21 protein-coding genes, 2 tRNA genes and 1 pseudogene are annotated in these 24,794 nt (G+C 67.2%); 17 read left to right on the forward strand and 7 right to left on the reverse strand.

Annotated features, from left to right (window positions below):
• Window positions 1-44 precede the first annotated feature (44 nt).
• Complete coding sequence (locus D7Y04_RS15280; RefSeq protein WP_121759913.1) at window positions 45-788, reverse strand: FKBP-type peptidyl-prolyl cis-trans isomerase; 744 nt, start codon at window positions 786-788, stop codon at window positions 45-47.
• A gap of 240 nt (window positions 789-1,028) precedes the next feature.
• On the opposite strand from D7Y04_RS15280, the gene D7Y04_RS15285 reads away from it, so the two are divergent.
• The 13 genes and pseudogenes from D7Y04_RS15285 (at window position 1,029) to D7Y04_RS15345 (ending at window position 12,046) form a co-directional block, all read left to right on the forward strand.
• Complete coding sequence (locus tag D7Y04_RS15285; protein WP_120566093.1) at window positions 1,029-1,361, forward strand: PilZ domain-containing protein; 333 nt, start codon at window positions 1,029-1,031, stop codon at window positions 1,359-1,361.
• Window positions 1,362-1,564: 203 nt separating this feature from the next.
• On the forward strand, window positions 1,565-2,371 hold the full coding sequence (locus D7Y04_RS15290; RefSeq protein ID WP_121759783.1) for an LPP20 family lipoprotein: 807 nt from the start codon (window positions 1,565-1,567) through the stop codon (window positions 2,369-2,371).
• Window positions 2,371-2,751 (forward strand): hypothetical protein, encoded by a 381-nt coding sequence (locus D7Y04_RS15295; protein WP_121759784.1) that lies wholly within the window; start codon window positions 2,371-2,373, stop codon window positions 2,749-2,751. Before D7Y04_RS15290 ends, D7Y04_RS15295 begins: the two co-directional genes overlap by 1 nt.
• A 198-nt stretch (window positions 2,752-2,949) precedes the next feature.
• Window positions 2,950-4,092, forward strand: a complete 1,143-nt coding sequence (locus D7Y04_RS15300; protein WP_370457111.1) for an AI-2E family transporter — start codon at window positions 2,950-2,952, stop codon at window positions 4,090-4,092.
• Window positions 4,089-4,769, forward strand: coding sequence for a uracil-DNA glycosylase (locus D7Y04_RS15305; protein WP_120575403.1), 681 nt, complete (start codon window positions 4,089-4,091; stop codon window positions 4,767-4,769). Before D7Y04_RS15300 ends, D7Y04_RS15305 begins: the two co-directional genes overlap by 4 nt.
• A gap of 83 nt (window positions 4,770-4,852) precedes the next feature.
• Window positions 4,853-4,924, forward strand: a tRNA-Val gene (locus D7Y04_RS15310).
• Between the two features lie 88 nt (window positions 4,925-5,012).
• Complete coding sequence (gene thrS / locus D7Y04_RS15315; protein ID WP_120575402.1) at window positions 5,013-6,941, forward strand: threonine--tRNA ligase; 1,929 nt, start codon at window positions 5,013-5,015, stop codon at window positions 6,939-6,941.
• Between the two features lie 196 nt (window positions 6,942-7,137).
• Window positions 7,138-7,344 carry a 50S ribosomal protein L35 gene (rpmI, locus tag D7Y04_RS15320; protein ID WP_120566087.1) on the forward strand — a complete coding sequence of 69 codons (207 nt, stop codon included), beginning with the start codon at window positions 7,138-7,140 and terminating at the stop codon, window positions 7,342-7,344.
• 91 nt (window positions 7,345-7,435) lie between these two features.
• A complete protein-coding gene (gene rplT / locus D7Y04_RS15325; RefSeq protein ID WP_014397247.1) occupies window positions 7,436-7,783 on the forward strand; it encodes a 50S ribosomal protein L20 in 348 nt (115 codons plus the stop codon).
• Window positions 7,784-7,906: 123 nt separating this feature from the next.
• The gene (gene pheS, locus D7Y04_RS15330) at window positions 7,907-8,956 is read left to right on the forward strand and encodes a phenylalanine--tRNA ligase subunit alpha (protein ID WP_121752869.1); all 1,050 of its coding nucleotides are present in this window, start codon (window positions 7,907-7,909) and stop codon (window positions 8,954-8,956) included.
• A gap of 30 nt (window positions 8,957-8,986) precedes the next feature.
• Window positions 8,987-11,401 carry a phenylalanine--tRNA ligase subunit beta gene (gene pheT, locus D7Y04_RS15335; protein ID WP_121759786.1) on the forward strand — a complete coding sequence of 805 codons (2,415 nt, stop codon included), beginning with the start codon at window positions 8,987-8,989 and terminating at the stop codon, window positions 11,399-11,401.
• 94 nt (window positions 11,402-11,495) lie between these two features.
• Window positions 11,496-11,774 (forward strand): annotated as a pseudogene (locus D7Y04_RS15340) (integration host factor subunit alpha); the annotation flags it as partial.
• A 195-nt stretch (window positions 11,775-11,969) separates the two neighbouring features.
• Window positions 11,970-12,046, forward strand: a tRNA-Pro gene (locus D7Y04_RS15345).
• Between the two features lie 105 nt (window positions 12,047-12,151).
• Here D7Y04_RS15345 and D7Y04_RS15350 read toward each other — a convergent pair.
• Window positions 12,152-12,610 (reverse strand): hypothetical protein, encoded by a 459-nt coding sequence (locus tag D7Y04_RS15350; protein ID WP_121759787.1) that lies wholly within the window; start codon window positions 12,608-12,610, stop codon window positions 12,152-12,154.
• Window positions 12,611-12,918: 308 nt separating this feature from the next.
• Here D7Y04_RS15350 and D7Y04_RS15355 point away from each other — a divergent pair, with 308 nt between their 5' ends.
• The gene (locus D7Y04_RS15355; protein WP_147477114.1) at window positions 12,919-14,745 is read left to right on the forward strand and encodes a DUF262 domain-containing protein; all 1,827 of its coding nucleotides are present in this window, start codon (window positions 12,919-12,921) and stop codon (window positions 14,743-14,745) included.
• Window positions 14,746-15,097: 352 nt separating this feature from the next.
• Window positions 15,098-16,399 carry a serine protease gene (locus D7Y04_RS15360; protein ID WP_121759789.1) on the forward strand — a complete coding sequence of 434 codons (1,302 nt, stop codon included), beginning with the start codon at window positions 15,098-15,100 and terminating at the stop codon, window positions 16,397-16,399.
• A 126-nt stretch (window positions 16,400-16,525) separates the two neighbouring features.
• On the opposite strand, the gene D7Y04_RS15365 is transcribed toward D7Y04_RS15360, so the two are convergent.
• On the reverse strand, window positions 16,526-18,589 hold the full coding sequence (locus D7Y04_RS15365; protein ID WP_233601428.1) for a LamG domain-containing protein: 2,064 nt from the start codon (window positions 18,587-18,589) through the stop codon (window positions 16,526-16,528).
• Window positions 18,590-18,798: 209 nt separating this feature from the next.
• Between D7Y04_RS15365 and D7Y04_RS15370 the strand changes: the two genes are divergently transcribed.
• Window positions 18,799-19,575: a hypothetical protein gene (locus tag D7Y04_RS15370; RefSeq protein WP_147477115.1), complete on the forward strand. Its 777-nt coding sequence runs from the start codon at window positions 18,799-18,801 to the stop codon at window positions 19,573-19,575.
• Between the two features lie 49 nt (window positions 19,576-19,624).
• On the opposite strand, the gene D7Y04_RS15375 is transcribed toward D7Y04_RS15370, so the two are convergent.
• The gene (locus tag D7Y04_RS15375) at window positions 19,625-20,764 is read right to left on the reverse strand and encodes a CapA family protein (protein WP_368666419.1); all 1,140 of its coding nucleotides are present in this window, start codon (window positions 20,762-20,764) and stop codon (window positions 19,625-19,627) included.
• 28 nt (window positions 20,765-20,792) lie between these two features.
• A complete protein-coding gene (locus D7Y04_RS15380; protein WP_121759792.1) occupies window positions 20,793-20,969 on the reverse strand; it encodes a zinc ribbon domain-containing protein in 177 nt (58 codons plus the stop codon).
• Between the two features lie 183 nt (window positions 20,970-21,152).
• On the opposite strand from D7Y04_RS15380, the gene D7Y04_RS15385 reads away from it, so the two are divergent.
• Complete coding sequence (locus D7Y04_RS15385; protein ID WP_121759793.1) at window positions 21,153-22,250, forward strand: hypothetical protein; 1,098 nt, start codon at window positions 21,153-21,155, stop codon at window positions 22,248-22,250.
• Between the two features lie 7 nt (window positions 22,251-22,257).
• Here D7Y04_RS15385 and D7Y04_RS15390 read toward each other — a convergent pair whose 3' ends face one another.
• Complete coding sequence (locus D7Y04_RS15390) at window positions 22,258-23,511, reverse strand: polysaccharide deacetylase family protein (protein ID WP_121759794.1); 1,254 nt, start codon at window positions 23,509-23,511, stop codon at window positions 22,258-22,260.
• A 113-nt stretch (window positions 23,512-23,624) separates the two neighbouring features.
• Window positions 23,625-24,704: a ComEC/Rec2 family competence protein gene (locus tag D7Y04_RS15395; RefSeq protein WP_147452001.1), complete on the reverse strand. Its 1,080-nt coding sequence runs from the start codon at window positions 24,702-24,704 to the stop codon at window positions 23,625-23,627.
• Window positions 24,705-24,794: the final 90 nt, after the last annotated feature.

Here is a 24,794-nt window from a genome sequence, read left to right on the forward strand (position 1 = left end):
CCTTCGCGGGGACCCGCCGCGTGCGGGTCCCCGTCGCAAGGCCACTACGGCGTGGCGGCGGTGTTGCCGGGGATTTCAATCAGCTCGACCTCGAAGGTGAGCACGGCGTTGGGCGGGATGCGCGAGCCCGTGGGCGGGCGCTCTCCGTATGCGGTGCTCCCGGGGCAGGTGAGCTTCGCCTTGCCGCCGACCTTCATCTTCTGCACGCCCTGGGTCCAGCAGGGGATGACGCCGTTGAGCGGGAACTCCACCGGCAGGCCGCGCTTGAAGGAGCTGTCGAACTCCGAGCCGTCCACCAGCGTGCCCTGGTAGTGCACCTTCACGGTGTCGGTGGCGCGAGGCGACTTGCCGGTGCCGGCCTTGAGCTCGCGGTAGATGACGCCGGAGGGCAGCCGGTTGGCGCCGGGCTCCTTGGACGCGCGATCCAACGTGGTGACGTTGACCTGGGCCATGCGCGCCTTGGCGAGCGTCTGGAGCTTCGGCGCGTACTCCTTCGGATCCACCGCGGGCGGAGTGCCGGCGACCGCGTCCTGGATGCCGCGCTGGAGCAACTCCAGCTCCTCGGGGGTGAGGGCGAGCGCCGTCACGCTCTGGCCCAGCGAGAGGCCGAGCGAATAGATGGTCTTCTGATCATCCGTCTTGAGCTCCAGGGGCGCCTGGGCAGGGGCGGCCTTCGCGGCGGCCTCGGGCGCGGCGGCCGGCTTGGAGCTCTTCGTCGGGGCCTGGGCCAGGGCGAGGCCCGGAGCACCGAGCATCAGGACCAGGGCTGCCTTCCACTGCATACGCATGCTTCCGCCTTTCGGGAGAATGGTGGGGACCATAGCGCCGCTCATGCGCCGCGGGTCGGTCATCCTCGCGCACAGGCCAACGCGAAGAATCCAGCGAGCGGAAAACCACGGTGCACGCAGGCCTGCCTGGCGCTCGGGAAGGCCGCCGTTTTCTTGCGCGCATGACGTCTGACCGTACTGTGCCTTCAGGTCGCTGCACCCCCGCAGCAGCCTGTTGCACCAGCTGGAGGTCATGAGCCAATGAGCGAGAAGCGGAAGGCCAATCGGGCGCCCCTGGACATCTACCTCAACAAGTACATGGGCGGCGTGCCGTACATGACCCGGGCCGCGGACATCAGCCAGGAAGGCGTCAGCCTCTCGCGCCTCATCGAGCCCCAGCACGACGCGCGCCGCGTGGGCCTCCAGTTCCAGCTCCCCGGCTCCGAGGAGATCATCTACGCCGAGGGTGAAGTCGTACGCGAGTGGAAGGAACTGGGCCGCAAGGAGCAGTCCGGCGTGCGCTTCACGCTGCTCACCGAGCGGCACCGCAAGATGATCGACGCCTACGTCGACCGTCACACCGAAGGCAACTGACACAAGGCGTTACCCTCCGCGTGCGTCACCGCGATTGCGCGGTGCCACCGGCGGTTCGCGGTACCCCGCGCCAGGTTCATCAGGCGGATCCGACTGTCTCCGGGTCGCCTTGACTTCGCGCGAAGCGCCCCCCTTGAATGACCGGAGAGGTTCCCTGTGCGCTCGCCGATTTTTCGCGGCGGCGACAGCGGGAGGAGTGCTCCGTGAGGCGTTCGCTGTGGGGATTGTTGCTGGTCGTGCCGCTGACGGCGCTGGGCCAGGGCAAGGACGCGAAGGTCGCCGCACCCGCCGCTGAGTCCGCGCGCGGCGTGGGCACTCCGGGCATCAACTGGGAGGGCCAGGTCCTGCGCGCCACGGGCGCCGGAGCCCCGGACCTCAAGGCCGCCAACCCCGGGCAGGCGCGCCTGGGGGCCGAGCGCGCCGCGAAGCAGGACGCGTTCCGCAACCTGCTGGAGCAGGCCCGGAGCATCCAGGTGAGCGCGGGCCGCACCGTGGGCGACGAGCTGGCGCGCGACGAAGTGAAGGGCCGCGTCGAGGGTGCCATCCGCGGCTACAAGGTCGTGGCCACGCGCTACTTCTCCGACAGTGGCGTGGAGATGGACGTGGAGGTGCCGCTCGCGGTGCTCAGCGCGGCGCTGACGCCCGCTCGGGATCCGGCCATCGTGCTCAACGCCGACGGCGCGGCGAAGTACACGGGGCTCGTGGTGGACGCGCGAGGGCTGGGCGCGAAGCCAGTGCTCGCGCCCCGGTTGGTGGACGCGACGGGCAAGGCGCTCTACGGCGCGACGGTGCTCACGGATGAGGCGCGCGGCACCGCGGGTGTCGCGGCCTGGTTCAACAACCTGGATGCGGCCCGGAAGGCCTCGCGCGTGGGCGACAAGCCCCTGGTGGTGAAGGCCGCGCAGCTCCAGGGCTCCGACCTGGTCCTGAGCGCCGAGGGCATCCGCGCGCTCACCGACGCGAACACCCACTTCCTGGCCGAGGGCCGGGTTGTCATCGTCACGCAGTGATGTCCGTGAACTCCTTCCGGACGACGGCCGTGATCGCGATGCTGCTGGGCGGCTGCGCGGCGAAGCAGGAGCAGCCCGCGACGGTGGCCCGCGCGGAGCAGTTGATGGCGTCCAACGCCGCCAAGCGCGGCGACCTGGTGCTCCGGTGCGAGCCCTCGGACGCGCAGGTCCTGATGGACGGAGTGGAGCAGGGGACGTGCAGCGACTTCGCCGGGGTCTCGCGGAGCCTGCGGTTGGGGGACTCGGGCTTCCACCAGGTGGAGGTGAAGAAGCGCGGGTTCTATCCCTACACGACCTACTACCAGCCCAGTGGAGCGCGGGTGACGTTGAAGGTGAAGCTCCGGCCCCTGGCGCCCGAAAGCGGCGGCGTTTCGCCCTGAGGAGGCCGTGCCATGGCTGGTGCCCTGCACCGCGAGGTGGCAGGCGACGCCCCGGGCGTGCTCAAGGACCGCAATCAAGGGCCCAAGACGCCGTAGGATGGGCGGGGACAGGAGGCGGTCATCGGACGTCGCAAGAGAGGCAGTGAGCGCGCGGTGAAGGGGGTCCCCCAGCCCAGCGCGACCCCAGAGGTGTCCCCGGTGCTGCATGTCGTGCACCCGGAGCCCGTGCCTCCGCCCGGTGACCCCTCGGCGCTGGATGAGGCGGAGGCCCGCAGGGTCGACTTCATCTGGTCCGGCGTGATGGTGGGCTCGTTGGCGCTGGTGTTCGCGCTCCTGTCCGTGTTCGGCGGGGTGGCGGTGCCAGTGCTGCTGGCGCTGACGGGCGCGTACGCGTTCAACCCCCTGGTGACGCTCCTGGAGAAGCGCGGCGTGGACCGCACCTGGGGCACGTCCATCCTCTTCTTCGCGGGCACGCTCCTGATGGTGGGCGCGGGCCTGTACCTGGTCCCGGTGTTCCGCGACGAGGCGGCGAAGTTGCCCGGCTTCTTCCAGCGCGCCAGCACGCAGGTGGTGCCGCAGGTGGAGTCGCTCCTGGGCGTGTCGCTGCCGGACCTGGTGAGCCAGCGCACCGAGGAGCTGGGGGCAAAGGCCTCCGAGCTGCTCCAGAGCGCGGGCCCCACGGCGGCGCGGCTGGTGGCGAGCTTCGCCGGCAACACCGCGCGCTTCGCGGCCACGCTGCTGGGCCTGTCGGTGGTGCCGGTGCTGGCGTTCTTCTTCCTCCAGGACTACCCGCGCCTCATGGGGCGCATCCAGGACCTGTTGCCGCGCCGCTCCGTGGCGCTGGCGACCCAGCGCTTCCGCGAGGTGGACGAGGTGCTGTCCGCCTTCGTGCAGGGCCAGCTCACGGTGGGCGCCATCCTGTCGGTGCTCTACGCGGTGGGTCTGTCCGTGGCGCGCATCGACCTGGCCATCGCCATTGGCCTCATCGCCGGCTTCGGCAACATGGTGCCCTACCTGGGCACGGGCATCGGCGTGGTGCTGGCCGTGCTGGGCGTCCTCCTGTCCTGGCAGGGGCCGTGGCAGCTGGCGGTGGTGGCGGCGACCTTCATCATCGGGCAGCTGGCCGAGGGCTTCGTCATCACCCCGCGCGTGGTGGGGGAGAAGGTGGGCCTGGCCCCCGTGGCCGTCATCATCGCCGTGCTCGCCTTCGGTGAGCTGTTCGGCTTCGTGGGCATCCTCCTGGCCGTCCCGGCGAGCGCCATCCTCAAGGTCGTCCTGAGCGTCGTCCTCCAGCGCTACCGCCGCACGCAGCTCTACAAGGGGAGCGTGCAGGGGCCGTGACGAAGCTGGAGAAGCTGCACCAGGAGATCATCGCGTGCCGGGCCTGCCCCCGGCTGGTGGAATGGCGCGAGGAGGTGGCCCGGGTGAAGCGGCGCGCCTACCGCGACTGGGACTACTGGGGGAAGCCTGTCCCCGGCTTCGGCGACCCGAAGGCCCGGCTGATCATCGTGGGTCTGGCGCCCGCCGCGCACGGCGCCAACCGCACGGGGCGGATGTTCACCGGGGACCGTTCCGGAGACTTCCTCTACGCGGGCCTGCAGCGCGCGGGCTTCGCGAACCAGGGCCACAGCGAGCACCGGGACGACGGACTGAAGCTGACAGACGCCTTCATCGTCGCCGCCGGCCGGTGCGCGCCGCCGGACAACAAGCCGCTGCCGGAGGAGCTGGCCCGCTGCGCGCCGTTCCTGGACCGGGAGATGGCGCTGTTGCCTGGACGGGTGCTGCTCGCCCTGGGGGCCATCGGGTGGAACGCCGCCCTGGCGTCGGCCGCTCGCACGGGCAGTCCGCTTCCCACGCCCCGTCCCGCCTTCGGCCATGGCGCCGAGTACCGGCTGCCGGACGGCCGGTGGCTCGTGGGCAGCTACCACGTCAGCCAGCAGAACACTCAGACGGGGAGGCTCACCCCCGCCATGTTCGACGCGGTGATGAAACGCGTCCGAGCGTTGTTGGAGACGTGAACGCGGGGAAGATCATGGCTCGCGCTCATGTTCCTTGACAGGTGTGGGAGCCCGCTGTTATTCCCCGCGCCCATCCGCACGACGGGTCGTTAGCTCAGCGGTAGAGCACTACCTTGACACGGTAGGGGTCAGTGGTTCGATCCCACTACGACCCATCATCAGTAAGAGTTCCATCTCGCGGGCGGCAGGCTTTCTCAAAAGCCTGCCGCCCGCGGTTTTTTCCAGCGCAGAGGTTTATCCGCCATGTCCGAATCCATCACGGTGACGCTCCCCGACGGCAGCCAGAAGCAGACCGCCCGGGGCACGACCATCGCGGACTTCGTGAAGGGCAGCATCGGCGTGGGGCTCGCGAAGGCGGCCCTGTTCGCCCGGGTCAACGGTCAGGACATGGACCTGGCCCGGACGCTCGACGAGGACGCGAAGCTGCAGATCTTCACGTCCAAGAGCCCGGAAGGCCTGGACCTCATCCGCCACGACGCCGCGCACGTGGTGGCCAGCGCCGTGCAGAAGCTGTTCCCCGGCACGCAGGTGACCATCGGTCCGTCGACGGAGGAGGGCTTCTACTACGACTTCTTCCGCGAGAAGCCCTTCACGCCGGAGGAGCTGGAGAAGATTGAAGCGGCCGCCAACGCGGAGCTCAAGCAGGACGCGCCCTTCGTCCGCACCGAGATCTCCATGGAGGACGCCATCAAGCTCTTCGAGGAGAAGGGCGAGAAGTTCAAGGTGGAGATCGTCAAGGACATCGCCGCCAAGGGCGCCAAGACGCTCACGCTCTACACCCACGGCGACTGGGTGGACTTCTGCCTGGGGCCCCACGCGCCCAGCACGGGGAAGATCGGCGTCATCAAGATTCTCTCCTCCAGCGGCGCGTACTGGCGCGGCGACCACCGCAACCCCATGCTCCAGCGCGTGTACGGCACCGCCTTCTTCGACAAGAAGGCGCTCGAGGCCTACGTCACGCGCATTGAAGAGGCGCGCAAGCGCGACCACCGCAAGCTGGGCAAGGAGTTGGATCTCTTCCACTTCCACCCGTACTCGCCGGGCGCGGCCTTCTGGACGCCCAAGGGCACCGCGCTCTACCAGACGCTGTCGGACTGGATGCGCTCGCTCACGGCCGGTGACGGCTACTTGGAGATCAAGACGCCCCTGATGTTCAACAAGGGCCTCTGGGAGACGAGCGGCCACTGGGGCAAGTACAAGGAGAACATGTTCCTGGTGCTCGACAGCGAGTCCGGCGAGCACGACTTCTCCCTCAAGCCGATGAACTGCCCGTCGCACCACCTGTTCTACGGCTTCAAGAAGCACAGCTACCGCGACCTGCCCCTGCGCCTGCACACCCAGGACGTGCTCCACCGCAACGAGGCCGCGGGCTCCCTGGGCGGCCTCACCCGCGTGCGCCAGTTCGCGCAGGACGACGCGCACATCTACTGCATGGAGAGCCAGATCACCGACGAGGTGCGGCGCTTCGTGAAGCTGCTGGACCGCGTCTACAAGGCGGTGGGTCTCACCTACGCGGTGAAGCTGTCCACGCGCCCCGAGCAGCGCCTGGGTGACGAATCCCTTTGGGATCGCGCGGAAGGCGGCCTCAAGGCGGCTCTGGAGTCGCTGGGCCTGGAGTACGAGCTGGCCCCCGGTGACGGCGCCTTCTACGGCCCGAAGATCGACTTCGCCGTGTCCGACAGCATCGGCCGCAAGTGGCAGCTGGGCACCATGCAGCTGGACTACCTGGCCCCGGAGCGCTTCGACCTCACCTACGTGGGCGAGGACAACGCCCCGCACCGCCCGGTGGTCCTCCACCGTGCCATCTTCGGCTCCTTCGAGCGCTTCACCGCCATCCTCATCGAGCACTTCGCCGGCGCCTTCCCGGCGTGGCTGGCCCCGGTGCAGGCCATCCTCGTCACCGTGGCGGACCGTCAGATGGACTACGCCCGCAAGGTGCGCGACGACCTGCGCGCCAAGGGCTTCCGCGTGGAGCTGGACGAGCGCGGCATCACGCTCAACGCGAAGATCCGCGAAGCCCAGCTGCAGAAGATCCCCTTCACCCTGGTGGTGGGCGACAACGAGGTGGAGGCCGGCGCAGTGGCCCCCCGTCGCTACGGCGGCGAGGACCTGAAGACCATGAAGTACGCCGACTTCGAGGCGCTCCTCGTCAAGGAAGCCACGCTACCCTGAACGGAAGTGCAGGGGATTTGACTTTTCGTGTGGGTCGCGGCTGTGGTTTCTGCGATGGCTGTAGGAAACGCTACCCCCATCGCATCAAAAGAGTGATAGAGGCTTCCGCCCAAAGCGTCCGGGAACCGTGTGTCCCGGTCCGCCGTCAGTCACGAAGATTGCCGGCCGACAGGAAGCAGAAGGAAGGTTTGGGATCATGCCCAAGTTGAAGACCCGCAGCGCCGCGAAGAAGCGCTTCCACGTGAAGAAGAGCGGCCAGGTGAAGTTCGGCAAGGCGTTCAGCAAGCACCTGTTCACCTTCTCCAAGACGGCCAAGCAGAAGCGCGGCAACCGTGGCACGGGCCACCTGCGCGACATGGACGCCAAGAAGGTCATCAAGGAGCTGTTCCCCTACGGCGCCTGAGTCGTCCTCGGGTTTGAACCAACCGTGAGTCCAGGCGGAGCGGCGTGAAGCCAGCGCCCCGGGGCTCCCTTCCAGAAGTCAGGAGTGTGTCATGCGCGTCAAAAAGGGTTTCAAGGCTCGTCGTCGTCGTAATCGCATTCTCAAGCTTGCGAAGGGCTTCCGCGGCCGTCGCAAGAACTGCTACCGCCGTGCGAACCAGGCCGTCGAGCGCGCCCTGGACTACGCCACCCGCGACCGCGCGGTGCGCAAGCGCAACTTCCGCTCGCTGTGGATCGTCCGCATCAACGCGGCCGCTCGCACCGTGGGCCTGTCCTACTCGAAGCTGATCGCCGGCCTGGCGAAGGCGAAGATCTCCCTGGACCGCAAGGTCCTGTCGGATCTGGCCATCGCGGACCCCGCGGGCTTTGCCGCCATCGCCAACATCGCGAAGGCAGCCTGAGACACGGCCGGCGGTGACGCCGGCTTCCGAAGCTGAAACGGGCTGCCTCCACCAGGGGGCGGCCCTTTTTTTTGCCCGGCGCCAGAGGCGACCGGGGCGTGAATGGAAGGCGGGAAGAGGACCATGCGAGACCGGTTGCAGGCGTTGGCGGACGCGGCGCGCCAGGAGATCTCCGGCGTGTCGGAGCCCTCGCAGGTGGAGGCGTTGCGCATCCGCTACCTGGGCAAGAAGGGTGAGCTGTCCGCGGTGCTGGGCGGCATGGGCAAGCTGCCCCCCGACGAGCGGCGCGCGTTGGGAGAAATCGCCAACACCGTCAAGGCGGAGCTGGAGCAGCTGCTGGCGGACGCCACGAAGCGCGCGGAGGACGCCGCGCTGGAGGCCCAGCTGAAGGGCCCCAAGCTGGACGTGACGCTGCCCGGGCGCGCGGTGCTGCCCGGCGGACGGCACCCGGTGTCGCGCACGATGGAGGACATCGTCCGCACGTTCGCGCGGCTCGGGTTCGAGGTGGCCGTGGGCCCGGAGATCGAGCTCGACTACTTCAACTTCGAGGCGCTGAACCTGCCCAAGGATCACCCCGCGCGGGACATGCAGGACACGTTCTACGTGGACGAGCCCAGCCTGGGCCACGCGAAGAAGGCGGACAGCCCGTCGCTGCTGCGCACGCACACGTCGCCGGTGCAGGTGCGGCACATGCTGTCGCGCAAGCCGCCCATCCGCGCGGTGATGCCGGGCCGGGTGTACCGGCGGGACTCGGACATCACGCACACGCCCATGTTCCACCAGGTGGAAGGCCTGCTCGTGGACAAGGACGTGAGCTTCGCGGAGCTGAAGGGCACGCTGGACGCGTTCGTGAAGGCGTTCTTCGGCTCGGAGACGCGCACGCGCTTCCGCCCGTCGTTCTTCCCCTTCACGGAGCCCTCCGCGGAGGTGGACGTCACCTGTGCGTCGTGCGGCGGCAAGGGCTGCCGCGTGTGCAAGCAGACCGGCTGGCTGGAGGTGCTCGGCAGCGGCATGGTGCACCCGAACGTCTTCACCGCCGCGGGTTACGACCCGAAGGAGGTGACGGGCTACGCGTTCGGCATGGGCGTGGAGCGACTGGCCATGCTGCGCTACGGCATCGACGACCTGCGGATGATGTTCGAGAACGACGCGCGCTTCCTCGCGCAGTTCTGATTCCGGCCCACAAGGAAAGAGGACAACCCTGTGAAGATTTCAGTGAAGTGGCTGGGTGATTACGTCGCGCTGCCGCCGTCCGTGGACGAGCTGGCGCGCAAGCTGACCGCAGCGGGCCTGGAGATTGAGGGCGTGGAGCGCCCCGGCGAGGGCCTGCGCGGCGTGGTGGTGGCGCAGATCCGCGAGTCGGTGCAGCACCCCAACGCGGACAAGCTGTCCGTCACGCAGGTGGACATCGGCGGCTCCGCGCTGTTCCAGGTGGTGTGCGGCGCGAAGAACTTCAAGGTCGGCGACAAGGTGCCGCTGGCCACGGTGGGCGCGAAGCTGCCCAACGGCATGGAGATCAAGCAGGCCGCGCTCCGGGGTGTGGACAGCTTCGGCATGCTCTGCTCCTCGAAGGAGCTGGGCATCACGGAGGATTCGTCCGGGCTGCTCATCCTCCCCGCGGACACGAAGCTGGGCATCCCCATCGCGGAGGCCCTGGGGCTGGATGACTCCGTGCTGGAGGTGAACGTCACCCCGAACCGGCCGGACGCGCTCAGCCACCTGGGCATCGCGCGCGAGGTGGGCGTGGTGACGGGCGCAGCGTTGAAGCTGCCGCAGCCGAAGCCCGCCGAGTCCGGCAAGCCCGTGGCGGAGTTGGTGAAGGTGCGCATCGACGCGAAGGAGCGCTGCTCGCGCTACGCGGCGCGGGTGGTGGAGGGCGTCACCATCCAGCCGTCGCCGCAGTGGATGCAGGACCGGTTGAAGGCGTGCGGCGTGCGCGCCATCAACAACGTGGTGGACGTCACCAACTTCGTGCTCCTGGAGTACGGCCAGCCGCTGCACGCGTTCGACCTGGAGAAGGTGGCGGGCCAGGAGATCATCGTCCGCACGGCGAAGGCGGGCGAGAAGCTGCGCACGCTGGATGACAAAGAGCGCACGCTGGACGCGGACGACCTGGTCATCGCGGACCGCGACCGCGCGCAGGCGCTGGCGGGCGTGATGGGTGGCGGCGACAGCGAGGTGACGCAGGGAACGAAGCGCATCGTCATCGAGTCCGCGCACTTCCACGGCTCCGGCGTGCGCCGGTCCGCGAAGCGCTACGCGCTGCACACGGAGGCGTCGCACCGCTTCGAGCGCGGGGCGGACCTGGACGCGGTGCTGCCGGCGTTGGACCGGGCCGCGCAGCTCATCGCGGAGCTGTCGGGTGGCACGGTGGTGCCGGGGAGGGTGGACGTGCAGCCCGAGCCCCTGGCGCCGCGCCGGGCGACGCTGCGCTACGCGCGGGTGGAGAAGGTGCTGGGCGTGGCGGTGCCGGAGGCGGAGGTCCGGCGCATCCTGACGGCGCTGGGCTTCAAGTCCGTGGAGGAGTCGCAGGGGCAGACGACGTACGAGGTGCCGCGGGCGCGCGTGGACGTGGAGCGCGAGGAGGACCTGATGGAGGAGGTCGCTCGCGTGTACGGCTACGACAACATCCCGGCGCGGCTGCCGCGAGGGCTGGAGACGCTGGCGCCGGAGCCGCTGTCCATGGAGGCCGAGCGCCGGCTGCGCCACGCGCTGGGCGGCGTGGGGCTGTCCGAGGTGGTGAACTACTCGTTCGTGGCGCCGAAGTCGCTGGAGGTGCTGGGTGGGAAGGAAGCGCCCATCGCGCTGATGAACCCGCTGAGCGTCGAGCAGTCGGTGATGCGCACGAGCCTGCTGCCGGGCCTGCTGGAGAACCTGTCGCGCAGCGTGCGCCACCAGGTGGAGTCGGTGGGCCTCTACGAGACGGGCCGGGCGTACTTCCGGGACGCGCAGGGCGGGCAGGGCATGCGCCCGGCGGCTCGCGAGGTGCCGCGCGTGGCGGGCCTGGTGTGGGGCCTGCGCGGCGGTGGCCGCAGCTGGACGCAGAAGGACTCGCGCGTGGACTTCTACGACGCGAAGGGGGCGGTGGAGGCGCTGCTGCACGCGCTGCACGTGGAGGGTGCGACCTTCACTCCGGCGGAGGCGCCTGCGTACCACCCGCGGAGCTGCGCGCAGGTGGCGTTGAGCGACGGGACGGTGCTGGGCCTGGTGGGCGAGGTGCACCCGCGCGTGACGAAGGCGCTGGGGCTGCCGGAGGGCGTGTTCGTGTTCGAGCTGGACACGGATCCGCTGTACGCGGCGGCGCGGCTGGTGCCGCAGGCGGCGGCGCTGCCGAAGTATCCGGCGGTGTTGCGCGACCTGGCGGTGGTGGTGCCGCTGGAGCTGCGCAACGAGGAGGTGCGCCGGGTGATCCTGGAGGTGGGGGCGCCGCTGGTGGAGGACGCGCTGGTGTTCGACGTCTACACGGGCAAGCCCATCCCCGAGGGGAAGAAGAACCTGGCGTACGCCTTGAGGTACCGCTCGCCCGAGCGGACGCTGACCGACGCGGAGGTCACGGCGGCCCACCAGCGCATCATCACGGAGGTGAACCAGCGGCTGGGGGCGGCACTGCGCGCCTGAATTCCTGAATGAAGTCAGGACGTTGACACGGTTCGGGGAAGGCTGACACCATGCCCCGCGTTCACCGGCCAATCACGGGTGCCAGAGGACTCGCATGACGAAAGCGGACATCATCGAGGGGGTCTACGAGAAGGTCGGCTTCTCCAAGAAGGAGTCGGCGGAGATCGTCGAGCTCGTCTTCGACACCGTGAAGGAGACGTTGGAGCGCGGGGACAAGATCAAGATCTCCGGGTTCGGAAACTTCCAGGTGCGCCAGAAGAAGGCGCGCGTGGGGCGCAACCCGCAGACGGGCAAGGAGATCGAGATCAGCGCCCGCCGGGTGCTGACCTTCCGGCCGAGCCAGGTGTTGAAGAGTGCCCTGAACGGCGAGGCACCCCCGGAGAACCACGCGGAGATCGACGCGCAGGAAGAGGCGGCGGCGGACGCGGCGGAGGCCCGGGGCGAGGACTTCGACGAGGGAATGGAAGAGGGCGACGAGTAGGTTTTTTTCACCGGCGCCCCTCACCTCCTGCTTGACCTGAAACGAGGGCAGGGGCATAAGGGCGCACCGTTTCACGACGGCCGTTTTCGGGGCGTAGCGCAGCCTGGTAGCGCACTTGCTTGGGGTGCAAGTGGTCGCAGGTTCAAATCCTGTCGCCCCGACCAAATAGAGGCCCTGGAGTCCCCGGTGCAAGCCGGTGACTCCAGGGCCTTTGTTTTTTCCGCGAGCGCGCAGGCGCCAGTCCTGCCTCGCGGGTTCTCGACGCAACCCTACGGCAGCTGGATGAGCGTGTGCTGCCCCGGCCATCGAACGTCTTTGAACTGCCGAACCAGGACTCCACGGCGCGGCTCAAGGACGTAGCCGACGTAACACTCGAAGAAGGGATCCATTTTGTAACCCGGCATGGAAGTGAGCGCGTCCGTCAGCTTGGTGTCCCTCACTTCGGCGAAAGCCCCTTTCGTTCCCGCCTTCGCAAAACCGGGCCCCGACTTGGCCGGATCCATGACCGTGTAGGAGCCGAGGTGACGTTTCTCGTTAGCGCCGAAGTAGATGTGGAACGTATCCCCAATCGCGACGTTCCAGGCCGATGCCGCCCGGACCAGCTTGGTGTCCGGCCTCTTGGGCGGATAGTAGGCAGTGCGCGCCAGGAAACGGTGGCTGTTCGCAAGGAACTGGGTGAACCCCGATCCCGCCTTCGAGTTCGTCGCCTTATAGGCCCAGGCCGCCATCACTCCTCCTCCAGGAGACACGCTCACATAGGCCTGTAGATCTGTCGACCTACAAGCGGACTGGCGAGGTCACGCTGCTCATGGACAAGGCCATGGCTCCTACAGCCCCTCCTACCTCTCATGGGGAGGTCACCTTGAAAGGCGGAATCTCGTCGAACAGTGTGATCGAGCGCTGAGGTTGTTGCCCACTGCGATCGGGGGCCACGTCGTCCAGGTGGGGCCAGGTCGCGCATGACGTCGAGAATCCTTGGCAAGGCCTAGAATGCTGCATCCATCTGGAGGACACATTGGAAGCCAGACTCCGCTCGTTGCTCGACTTGTTCGACGGTAAGCGCCGTTACCTCATTCCACTGTTTCAGCGCCCCTACGTCTGGACCGAAGAGCGGCAATGGGCGCCACTCTGGGAGGACATCGTGCGGCAGGCTTCTTTTGCGGCCGGCGGTACGCGTGAGGAGCCGCCGCACTTCATCGGGGCCGTGGTCATCAACCAGGTGCGCACTTTCGGCAATCAGGTTCCCGCGCACGAGGTTATCGATGGGCAGCAGCGCCTGACCACCCTCCAAGTCCTGCTGGCCGCCATCCGGGATGTGGCACACGCAGAGGGCGATTCCGATCTTGCAACCGAGTTGCACCCCTACACCGCCAACAAAGGCATGATGGATCTGCCTGAAGTCGAGCGCTTCAAGCTCTGGCCGACGTTCAAGGACCAGCCCGCGTTCATGGCGGTGGTCAGTCTCGGGAGCCAGTCGGCGGTCGAAGGTCAGTACCCTGCCGTGTACAAGCGGAAGGTGCTGCAGCCGCGCGAGCGCCTTGTGGAGGCGTACCTGTTCTTTACCCGCGCATTGAAGTCCTACCTTGATGAAGCCGGAGATGGCCGGACGTCAGCACTGCATGCAGTCTTTGAAACCCTCCGGCGCCGGCTTCAGCTCGTCACCATCGAACTCTCGGGCAATGACGATCCGCAGGTCATCTTCGAGACCCTCAACGCTCGCGGCGAGCCTCTGCTCGCTTCGGACCTGCTCCGCAACTACGTCTTCCTGCGGGCCGCACGGAACAAGGAGGATGTGGAGGGCCTTCACAAGCAGTATTGGTCGCCGTTTGATGAGGAAGCAGACGATTCAAAGGACGCCAAGAGCAAGCGCTTCTGGCAAGTGCAGGAGCGGCAGGGCCGGTCATTGCGCCCTCGCATCGACCTCTTCCTCCAGCACTTCTTGGCGTTCAAGACCGAGCAGGAGCCAAACGTCACGCGGTTGTTCCACGACTACCAGCGATGGATCCGTGAGAAGAGCCCATTCGCTTCCGTGGAGGCAGAGCTCAAGGAAGTAACCCGCTGCGCGAATGCATTCCGGCGCCTGTTGCGTCCAGACCCTTCCACGAGGCTCGGCACCTTTGCAGTGCGGCTTCGGGACATGGACACCAGCACCGTGTACCCGTTGATGCTGGCGTTGCTCACGCGGCAGGATCTTCCCGAGGTCGAGCTCGAGGGCATCACGACCGACATCGAGTCCTTCCTGATCCGCCGGATGGCATGCGGCCGCACCACAAAGGCATACAACCGCTACTTCCTCCAGCTCACGCGAGACGTGAAGGCGTTGCCCAGCGTGGACCGTGCTGCCTTTCAGCGGCTTCTGCTCTTGGGAGGAGGCATGTCGGTGGACTGGCCGGGCGACGCTGAGTTTCAGCGCGCGCTCCAGGACCGCCCGCTCTACTTGGAGCTCCGCGCCTCCCGAATTGAGATGCTCCTCCGCGCGCTCGACGAAGCACTCAAAACCGCCAAGACCGAGAAGGTGACCATCGACGGTGACTTGAGCATTGAGCACGTGATGCCACAGCAATGGGAAAAGCACTGGCCGCTGTCAAAGGCGGCCATGGCGACAGCAGGCGGACAAGGGGAGGCAGAGCAGAAACGTGATGCGCTCGTCCACACTCTAGGAAATCTGACGCTCCTGACCCAGGAACTGAATGCATCAGTGAGCAATGGTCCATATGCCGATAAGCAGCCGCACATCACCGCGAACTCTGCTCTCCGAATGAATACGTACTTTCAGAAGGTAGCGGAATGGGACGAAGACGGCATCCGGGAGCGGAGTGCGACGCTGGCGAAGCTGGCGACGAAGGTGTGGCCGAAACCTTGAGCTGATCTTGGTGACAAGCATGCTTCCGGAGGGTGGTGGCTGCGTTCGGCCGCGTTACACGAATACCCATCTCAAGCTCTTGAACGCGGTCCTCTCGCGTCAGGCCTCGAGATGCCAGCTCCCTCGTTCCGCTGGAGCGGCTGGGAGCTCAAGAGCGTGGCGCGCGGTTCTCCGGAGCGGGAACGAAGTCCATTCCCGCAGGAATCATGCACTCCCATGTCTACTGGAGCTTCCGGGACGGCGGTGAGTCCTCGTTAAGGTCATGTTGCGGAGAGTGCGTGTTTGGCGCGAGCATGCGGTCCGCTGCTCGCCCCCAGGCGGGCGGTCCTCACTCTCAAGGAGTGTTCAGCACATGCGAATCCCCCGGACTTCCGGCCGTAGGACGCTGCTTGGAACGCTGCTGTGTACCCTTTCCCTCGTGGCCTGTGGTCCGGCCCCCGAGGCCGAGCCCACTGACAGCGCTCCCGTGGGCACTGAGAAGCAGCCCGTCGTCTACGGGACCGACAACCGCACGGACGTGTACGCGCACGCGAACGCCACGCTGCGCGCCCGCGCTCAGCAGTCCACCGTCGCGCTGATGAACCCTTCGGACTTCAACGCGACCAACCCCAACAACGTCACCTTCAACGGGTCCACGCTGCGCTCCGCGTACAACCTCTGCACCTCCGAGCGCTTCCTGGACGACCTGACCCCGGCCTTCTGCTCCGGCACGCTCATCGACGATGACCTGGTGCTCACGGCGGGCCACTGCATCACCAGCGCGTCGGCCTGTAGCAGCACGCGCTTTGTCTTCAACTTCTACCGCACCGCCGCCGGCGCCATGCAGACGGTGACGACCGCGGACATCTTCTCCTGTCAGGCGATTGTCGCGCGCCAGCAGGCCACGGTGGGCGGTCGCAACCTGGACTTCGCCATCGTCCGGCTGGACCGGGCGGCCACCCCGCGCTTCACGCCCGCCCCCATTCGCGCGGGCAACGCCGCGCTGCCCGTGGGCACCAACGTGACGGTCATCGGCTCGGGCAGCGGCATTCCCTTCAAGATCGACTCGGGCGGCTCGGTGCGTGACGCGCGCGCGGGCACGCTGGACTACTTCGTGGGCACCACGGACACGTTCGGCGGCAACTCGGGCTCGGGCGTGTACGAGAACAGCGGCTACACGGTGGCCGGCATCCTGGTGCGCGGCGAGACCGACTACAAGACCAACGGGAGCTGCAGCGTCGTCAACACCTGCACGGAGACGGGCTGCCGCGGCGAGGACATCACCTACGTTCGGCCGGCCATCGACGAGTACTGCGGCGTGGCGACCAGCACGCGCCTGTGCGCGGGCTACCCGCCGCCCCCGACGCCGGTGACGTTCACCTTCACCGCCACCAACACCAACAGCGCCAACCAGAACACCGTCAACCGCAACGTCACCCTGGCCGCCGGGCAGACCCTCAAGTTCGGCACTTGCACGGTGCCGGGCGCCACCGGCACGGGTGACACGTACCTGCGCCTGTACAACGGAACCTCCCTGGTGGTGTCGAACGACGACGCCTGCGGCACGCTGTCCTACGCGAGCTTCAAGGCCACGACGGCGGGCACCTACCAGATCCGCGCCGGCTGCTACTCCACTGGGAGCTGCAGCGGCACGGTGGCGTACACCGTCCAGTAGTCCCTGAAGGACCGAAGCGGGCGGTGGCGTCCGTCACCGCCCGCGCCGGGCTCCTTCACTCCGGCAGCACGATGGAAATCCTCGCCCCGCCAGCCATCCTGGCGGGGGCCGGAGCGTGACGAGCGCTCAGCAGCAGTTGGATGGCTTCTGGGCGATGACGGCGATCAGCACGGCGATGTTGAGCACGAGCTGCGCCAGCACGACGGCCAGGTACGCGCCACCGGTCGTGAACAGGCCGACGACCATCAGGATGAGCGACGCGCAGTTGAGGGCGATGGTGAACCAGCTGCCCGTCAGCGCCGCCCCGAAGATCTTGCCGAGGGTCCCTCCGAGGTAGAGCGCCTTGATGATCCGGATGACGGTGGAGCCATCGATGGCACCCTGCTGCGCCGCGGCCCCCAGCGTCCGGAGCAGCGACGTGCTCTCCGTGATGAGCGGCCTGGCGGCCTTGACCACCTGGGTCGCCGAGTAGCCCAGCCCTACCACCGCCAGCAGCAGACACACGCAGGTCGAGGCCACGGAGATGACCCAGCCGATGCACTCGGTGTCGACCGCCAGCTCCATCCGGTCGCACTCCACCGGGCCCTGCGCGGTGTGGTGATAGAAGACGTAGTGCTTGCCCTCGACCTTCCCGGCGATGGTGCCCACCGGCAGGCCCCCGGGCCCGTTGCCGCGTGACAACCCCAGGTGGAGGTTGTTGCGGAAGAGTGAGCGCAGCCGGTCCTTCATCGCGCCCGGCACGGAGGCCAACACCTGCTCATAGGACGCGATGAGGGCGTCCACCTGCTCGCCAGAGAGCGGGCTCTGCGCGGGGAGGGCCACCTCCTCCGTGGCCCACCGGACGGAGGGCTGGAGGCCCGCGGGGCGCGGCACCGCCACCAGCGTGGTCGTGGACGGCGCCCCGGGCGGCGGCGTGGAGTCGGAGGGCGGTGTGGCGACGAGCGAGGGCGTCGCCGTGTTGAGCAACGACGGCGGATTGCCGGTCACCTGGTTGGCCAGGCCGAGCGCGTTCCAGGCGTAGTACGCCACGCAGCCGTCCGCGTCGGAGGGGTCGCTCGACATGTACTGCTGGAGTTCGTTCTGGGGGAGTTCCCGCGACCACAGGCTCACCGCCTGCAGATGCCCCTGGAAGTCGTAGACCGCCCCACCCGCGACACTGGCATCGGGGTCCGCGCCGAACACCCAGACAGGGTTGGCCACCGAAGGCAGCGTGGTGCTGATGGCCGCAACGGAGTCGCCATCCAGGAAGAGCCGCACCGTGGCGCTCCCGTCGTAGGTCATCGACAGGTGGTGCCACCCACCCGCGGGCAGCGCCGCTCCCTGCTCCCAGCTCGCACCGCTCGAGCCCGACAGGGACTTGAGGCAGACGTCGAACGCGCCATTGTCCCACAGCAGGCCCAGGGCGATGCCATCCCGGGTGTCGCGGTCCCGGCACGCGAACAGCGTACGGTCGCTCAGCTGGAAGTCGGAGGGGGCATCCACGTTGAACCACGCCTGCACGCTGAAGGGGCCGCCGTTGGCCACCACGGTGAGGTTGTCTCGCGGTGAGGGCTGGACCGCCGCGTTGACGACCCGGAGGGCGGGGGCGAGCATCGTCACGTGCGCGCCGCCCTGGAAGGTCGCGGCCGGGCGGTTGTGGCCGGAGACGTCCCCGGTGGACCCGTCGCTGAAGCTGTAGCAGGCGGTGAGTGACGGACCCGGCGGCGGCACCTCCCACACCGGCTGGCACTCCTCGCCGGTGAACGCGGTGGACCAGAACGCGACGTTGCAGAACTGCGCGTCGGTCGTGCCCCCCAGGGTGAAGACGCTTTCGGTGATGATGACTCCCGTGGCACTCCCCTCGATGACGGGCGTGCCGTTCGCGTAGAGCGTGTAGTTGCCGGCGCCAGTGCCGGTCCACTGCCAGACGTACAGGATGTACTGCCACTGCTCCGGCAGCAGTTCGACCTCCGCGCACCGCGGCGCATTGAGGCCCGGCATGTCGAGCGTCAGCTGCATGCCGTGAAGCCCGATGGACCAGTCCGTCCCCATCGACAGCAGCAATCCGTCGTAGGCAGGGGTCCGAGGACGAACCCAGAAACCGATGGAGTAGGACGAGGTGCCAGAGTTGTTGATGGGGGTGGACGTGCCCAGTTGGATGCGCTGGCCGTAGCGAACGTCGGCGGCACCGTACTGATACATGGGTCTCATGATGGGGGCTCCAGGGGTGGGGAAGGACCGCCGCCGCGGAGAGCAAGAGGCGCGCCAACGCGCGGCGCCTGACCTCTCCTCTGGGGGGTCGCGGTGCGACCCGCCGCTTGCGTCCCGGCATCACGCAGCCGAGTCAATCTGGGACGCACGGCACGCCAGGGCCCATTAGGTAGACAGACTCGGCATGTGCACGTGTTGTATGGGGTTGGGTGGTCCGCGACATCCCAGACAGCAAGCGCCGAGCATGGAGAATTCCTGTCTATAATCAGCGGACCTTGCTGCCGGCGCAGGCGGACAGCCGCCGCGGCCATTTCACGAGGAGACGCCACATGAATAGGGTGGAATTGAAGAAGGGGATGGAGGGATGGATGTCGGAAAACGGCAATTACTTCATCCCGGATGACTGGGGTGGGCAGGTGATTTTCGCGACAGCCGCCCCGTTGAACAGCGTCGTGTTCCGGAAGCAGGGATTGAACGACACCTTGTTCAGCAGCAAGACCTACGTCCCCTACGTCTCCACGACGTTCATCAAGGACTGCCTGCACACCGCCGAGGAAATCATGCATCAGTCGCAGTTCGACCCGAAGGAAGGAGCGACGCGCAGCAAGAGCGTGGAGAATGGCTCCGCCTTCGGGAACAGCAAGCTGGAAAACGTTCTCGTCGCCCAATCCCTGCTCAAGGGTAGGGGCAGCAATGACAATGCGGCGCCGCTCGCGAGCCAGGCCTATGTCATCGTCAACATGAAGTGGGACACGGAGGGGACCTCCCCCTACCACGCCGCCGGGGTGGTCGCGGTGGATGGCGGTGACCGCATCACGCTGGAGGTGTTCGCGAGCACCCGCACTTCGTATGCGCGGAAGGAGGCGGGCTGCTATCGCATGTACAAGACGTCAGGCGTCGATGGTCACACCTTCCACGGCGCATGGGGTTCCCAGGAGGAGTATTTCTCCGACAGCGCGGTCACCTTCGCCCTCTGCGGGAAGTGATGGAGCCTCCGGCGCCGGTGCTGGTGAGACATCCGACTGTTCCCGGAGCTCACTCCCATTGCAGGAGGAGGGCCCCGTTGCCTTCCAGCTCCACCCGCGTCCGAGGCGCCAGCCGGCGTCCCTCTCGGCCCAGGACTTCGCACAACCATTCCGCGTCCCTTCGCGAGGCCTGGTGGGGTCGGAGTTGGCGCAGCTGCATGGGGAGCATGCGCAGGCTGGCGAGCCGGCCATTCGCCGGGTCCACTGCCGCCAGGTACATCAAGGCCAGGTCCGGCCGGTAGTCCTCGTGGCCGAGGATGCCCTCGTAGTCGTTCAGGAAGTCGCCGCAGCCATGGAGGATGAGGCGGCCGTGGTGGACCTCGATGCCGCGAGGGTGGTGCGAGGAGTGGCCATGGACGACGTCCACGCCAGCCTCGTCGATGAGTGCATGGGCGAAGTCCCGCTGCGCCCGTGGCACCGTGTAGCCCCAGTTTTCGCCCCAGTGGATGGAGGCGATGACGACGTCGCCTTCGCGCTTGAAGTCCGCCACCCGTTTGCCCAGGTGCCTCGCCGTGGTGGGGGACAGGTCGGGCAGCAGGTCCACGCCCGGTCTGTCCTTCCTCGCCGCCCACGATGGCGGAATGCCGCTGCTGACATCTCCGCACGAAAACACCACGACTCGCCGCCCGGCCCCTACAGACAGGAGCGCGGGCTGCTGGGCCTCCTCCAGGTCCTCACCCATCCCCGAGGTGGCGATTCCCAGACGGCGGAGGGTGGACAGCGTTTGCGCCAGCCCCGGGTAGCCCCAGTCCAGCACGTGGTTGTTCGCCATCGCGCAGCAACTGATTCGGGCCGCGGTGAGGCACTCGGCATTCTCCGGGTGCATGCGGTAGTGGATGCCCTTGTCGGGCCACCACTGCTCGCTCGTGGTGATGCTCGTCTCCAGGTTGATGATCCGCACGTCGGGCGCGGCGTGCTCCAGCGCGGCGAGCGCGTCTCCCCAGATTTCACCGAAGCCGACGGGCTTGCGGATGGGGCCGTTGCGCTCCTCGGCGAGCGCGACGTAGTCCCGGGCATCGTGCAGGTAGGACTCATGGATGCCGGGTGGAGCAGGGTGGGGCAGCACCTGATCAATGCCCCTGCCTGTCATCACGTCGCCGCAGAGGAAGAGGGAAACCAGCCTCTTGTCTTGCTGGCCAGGAGTCATCATCGACGAAGAACAGGGTGCCCCGCGTCTTTCAGTAGGTGAGCGACTTCTTGGTGGTCACGGCATGGGCGGAAGAGATGCGCTTCTCCACCTCTTTCGCGTCGTGGCCGCGCGGGCACTTCGGTGCTCGCTCGTCGTGCTCCTGGATGGTCATGAATGCGGTGAAGGGCTCCTGGCACTTGCGGCAGAAGAACTCGTAGATGGGCATGGCGTGCTCCCCCTTTGAAGGAAGATGGGGTCCCCCACCGGCAGGTGGCAGGTCACGAGGCGCCATCCAGCCGTCGGCGCGCCAGGTCGGGCCCGTTGCCTGGAACATTTTACCGGATATGGAAGTGGAAACTCCGTCGTGTAGGATTCATGCCCTCAAGCACCTTCAACTGGAGGCAGGCCCTTGATCAGCTCCCTCATCCGCCAGGTCGTCACCACGATCCAGGCCGCGGTCACGAAGCCTCCGGTGGCTCCGGCTCCGCCCGCGCCTCCTCCCTCCGCCGCGCCGTACTTCCAGGACGGTGTGGACGCGGCGAAGGCCAGCCCCGTGAACCTCAGCGGCTACGGGAACACTCCGTCGGCCGGGGCTCCCGCGAGCGTGGACTCGCCACTGACGAAGGCGAGCAAGGGGGAGAAGGTCGGCCCGGAGTTCATCCACCTGGACGCCGGATGGACTCCCCAGGGACAGGGCTACGACGCCGGGCGCGGTGAAGTGCTCACGACCTATTACAACGACGACCACCGGGTGCTCCTGTCGGTGCAGGACAAGGACTCGGGGAAGGAGACGCATCAGGCGGTGCTCGGTGGCCCGCCTCCCGCGGGTCCTCCCAGCCATGGTGGAGGCGTCTCCACGGACGGCGACAACGTCTATGTCTCCGACACGGATCACATCTACGTCTACACGCGCGAGGAGATCGAGGCCGCCCAGAACGAATGCCGCGAAGCCATGCCCTCCCAGGTCATGGATGTCCCCAAGCCTGAAGGCCTCACGGATCCGGCCACGGGCATCGGCCTGGTCTCCGCCGGCAGCTTCATGACCGTGAAGGACGGCTACGCGTACATCGGTGGCTACAGCAAGGACGGCGATGGCAAGGCAGGTGCCGTCTGGCGGTACGAGATCGACGAGAAGACCGGCGAGATCATCGAGGACTCTCGCGAGGGCCCCATCCGCGCTCCGGACCGCGCTCAGGGAATGACCGTCGTCGATGGCGGCATCATCTTCACCACGGGCGACAAGAAGCTCATCTACCAGCCGTTCACGTCCACCGATGACACCTTCTCGGCGGACATCGACAAGCGGGTGGACATCGGCAACGGGCTCATCGACCCCTACGCCCAGGGCGTGAACATCATCGATGGCGAAATCTGGGTCACCTACGAGAGCGGCTCGGACAAGTACCGCGACAAGGTCGACAAGCCCCGCGAACACATCCAGCGCATCCCGCTGGAGGATCTGGACCTCGCGGCGGGATGCCTCACGGCGGAGCAGCTCGAAGGCTGAGCCGCCGCTACAGTGACGCGGTCGCTTCCACGTCGGAGAGGGCGAAGTCGTCCATCGTCAGCGTGCCCACCTGATCGATGGACAGGCCCATGCTGAGGGCCTTCGCCGCGGAGGGGACCGCGGGCGTGGTCCATTCCGCGAAGGTGTAGCTGCTCTTCGGAGGCAGCAGCGGCCCCTGGGACCAGTAGGTCCAGGCACCCGCGCTGGTGCGGTAGTACGCCTTGAAGCGCACCTGCGTGGTGGCCTTGTACCAGGCGGTGATCCGATAGTGATGCCCCGTGATCGGCGTGGGCGTGCAACTGCTGTCGTCCTGCCGGGTAATGAGCTTCCGGTCTCCGTCGGTGATCTGCGTGATGCGCACTTGCTGCGCCCAGCTGCCGCCGTGCGCGTCCGACGTCCGGTTCCACGTGAAGGTGTTATTTCCGAAGCCGCCTCGCTGCCAGCAGTCCGGTGTCCCGTCGCCATTGCTGTCCGCTTCGAGCGAGGGATTCTTCAAGAGCTGCGCGGAGGGCCAGCTCACCGGGGGCTTGAGCGCTCCTCCGATGATTGCGTCCATCGTGGCCACGGTGGTGCCTCGCGAGGCGCGCGTGGCCAGCCAGTCGATGAACGCCGTCAGGTTGGCGGGTGAGATGGAATAGGTCTGCGGTGGGTCGCACGGCCCGCAGATGTGATGGAAGACGATGGGCACCCAGCCGCCGCCTGACTCCTCGGCGCGCAGCACGTAGTTCTTCAGGTCCGTCAGCGTGGTGGTCGCCTGCACGGAACCGTTTGTCCGGATGGCGTACGGGTCCGCGGGAGGCACGGGCTCGGCGGCCGGGCTGCTTCCAGTGGAGGAGGTCCTCAGTCCGCCGCTCTCCCTCGCGGAGTTGTAGTTGCAGTCGATGACGATCTGCCGCGTGGTCGAGTCCTTGTCTCCGAAGGGATAGGCGAAGGACGTGACGCGGAAGCCATCGTTCAGCAGGGCGACCCGGTCGTTGCAGATCTCCTTGCGCTGAGCGTCCGCCGACAGCTCCGTGAGGTGCGGATGGGTCAGCGTGTGGCCGCCAATCTCATGGCCCTTGTCCCGGAGCGTGCGCACCTGGGCGAGCGTGAGGCGGCCGGACTGACCCAGCCTGCTGCTGTTGATGAAGAACGTCCCCCGCATGCCACGGGCCTCCATGGCGGAGGCCGCGATGAGCTGGGAGGCCAAGCAGTCGTCGAAGTTCAGCGAGACGACCACCTGGCCGGGCAGGAGGGCGGTGGCTCGGGTCGTGGGTTCCATGGTGGGTGCTCCCCCTTGTGCACGAGGACTTCACCCACAACCTGTGCATGCGCCTGCAGTTCGGCGCCATCGGCGGACGGGCCGAACGCCCGGCCCCTGCGCGTGCTGGATGCTCAGGGCATCAGGACCATGCGTAATCCCTGCTGTCCTTCGGGCGGGAAGTGGGCGGTATATCGGTGTTCACGCATCCAGCCGGGATTGCGCCAAACCTTGTTGAACTCCGTTTCGTAGTTGAAGAACAACTCCACCCGCTCCTCTGTCGCTCGACCATGCTGGATGACCCGGGCAATGGCTTCGCGGTTCGGATGCTTGTGGCGGCTGCCATTGGTGGAGACGAGGAATCGGGTGCATGAGAGCTTCTGCAGGAGCTTTACGTGGATGTTCTTCCGGCTGCCATGGTGGGGAATCTTGAACGCGTGAAGAGCAAGCCGCTGCGTTGGCGCTGCATGACGCTGCAATGCCGCAAGGAGGTCTTGAGGGTAGGCGTCCGCGCCCAATAGGAGTCGGCAACCCTGATATTCGGCGAGGACGGAGATGCTGCTCGCATTCGGCTTCGACGAGTCGCCCTCGAAGGGCACTTCCAGCAGTGCTTCGAAGGAGGGATCGCCCAACCGGTCATCCTCGGCGGAGAGCTGCCGAGCGGTGGCCCTGCCGGGAACGAGTCCTGCCTCGATCACCGCTTCTTCCCACTCTGGCATGAGCTGCTCCAGGCGCTTCGCGGATGGGGTCAGGACCGTGAGCGTCAGGCCCTGGAAGGCATGGACGGGAAGCGGGCCCGTATCGGGGACCACCACGGCGCCAGACGCGAATCGCCGGTTCCACGGAAGGCGCTGCTCGACCAGCAACTCCGTGAGCCTTTCGCCCGCGACACCGCCCAGCTTGTCATCAGCGCGGGAGACACTCTCCAGGTGCTGCCATCCGTTGAACCAGACCTCTCCAAACGTCACCCCAAGCGATTCACGTGCCTCCAGCAGGTCGATGGCTCCCGCGATGTGATCCTCGTCGATGTGGGTCACGATGAAGAGCTCGAAATGACGGTTCGCCCGAGGAAGGGCCTCGATCCGCGCCTTCAAGTGCTCGAATGTCTCTGGACGGCCCGCGTCGATGAGGATCCGGTGGGGTGTTTCCAGCGCGCCATACTCGAGCAGTAGACAGTCGCCGTCTTGAGCGGGAAGCATCTCCAAGGCAAGCATCCGAACCTCCAGGGCCTGGGTTGCCGACGCCCCCATCTAACCATGTTCTCCACCGCGAGCGGTGTGCACGCGCGTGACGCAGGCCTACTC

Origin of the sequence: Corallococcus sp. AB038B (assembly GCF_003668955.1) — a bacterium.
In the GTDB taxonomy this organism is placed as follows: domain Bacteria; phylum Myxococcota; class Myxococcia; order Myxococcales; family Myxococcaceae; genus Corallococcus; species Corallococcus exiguus.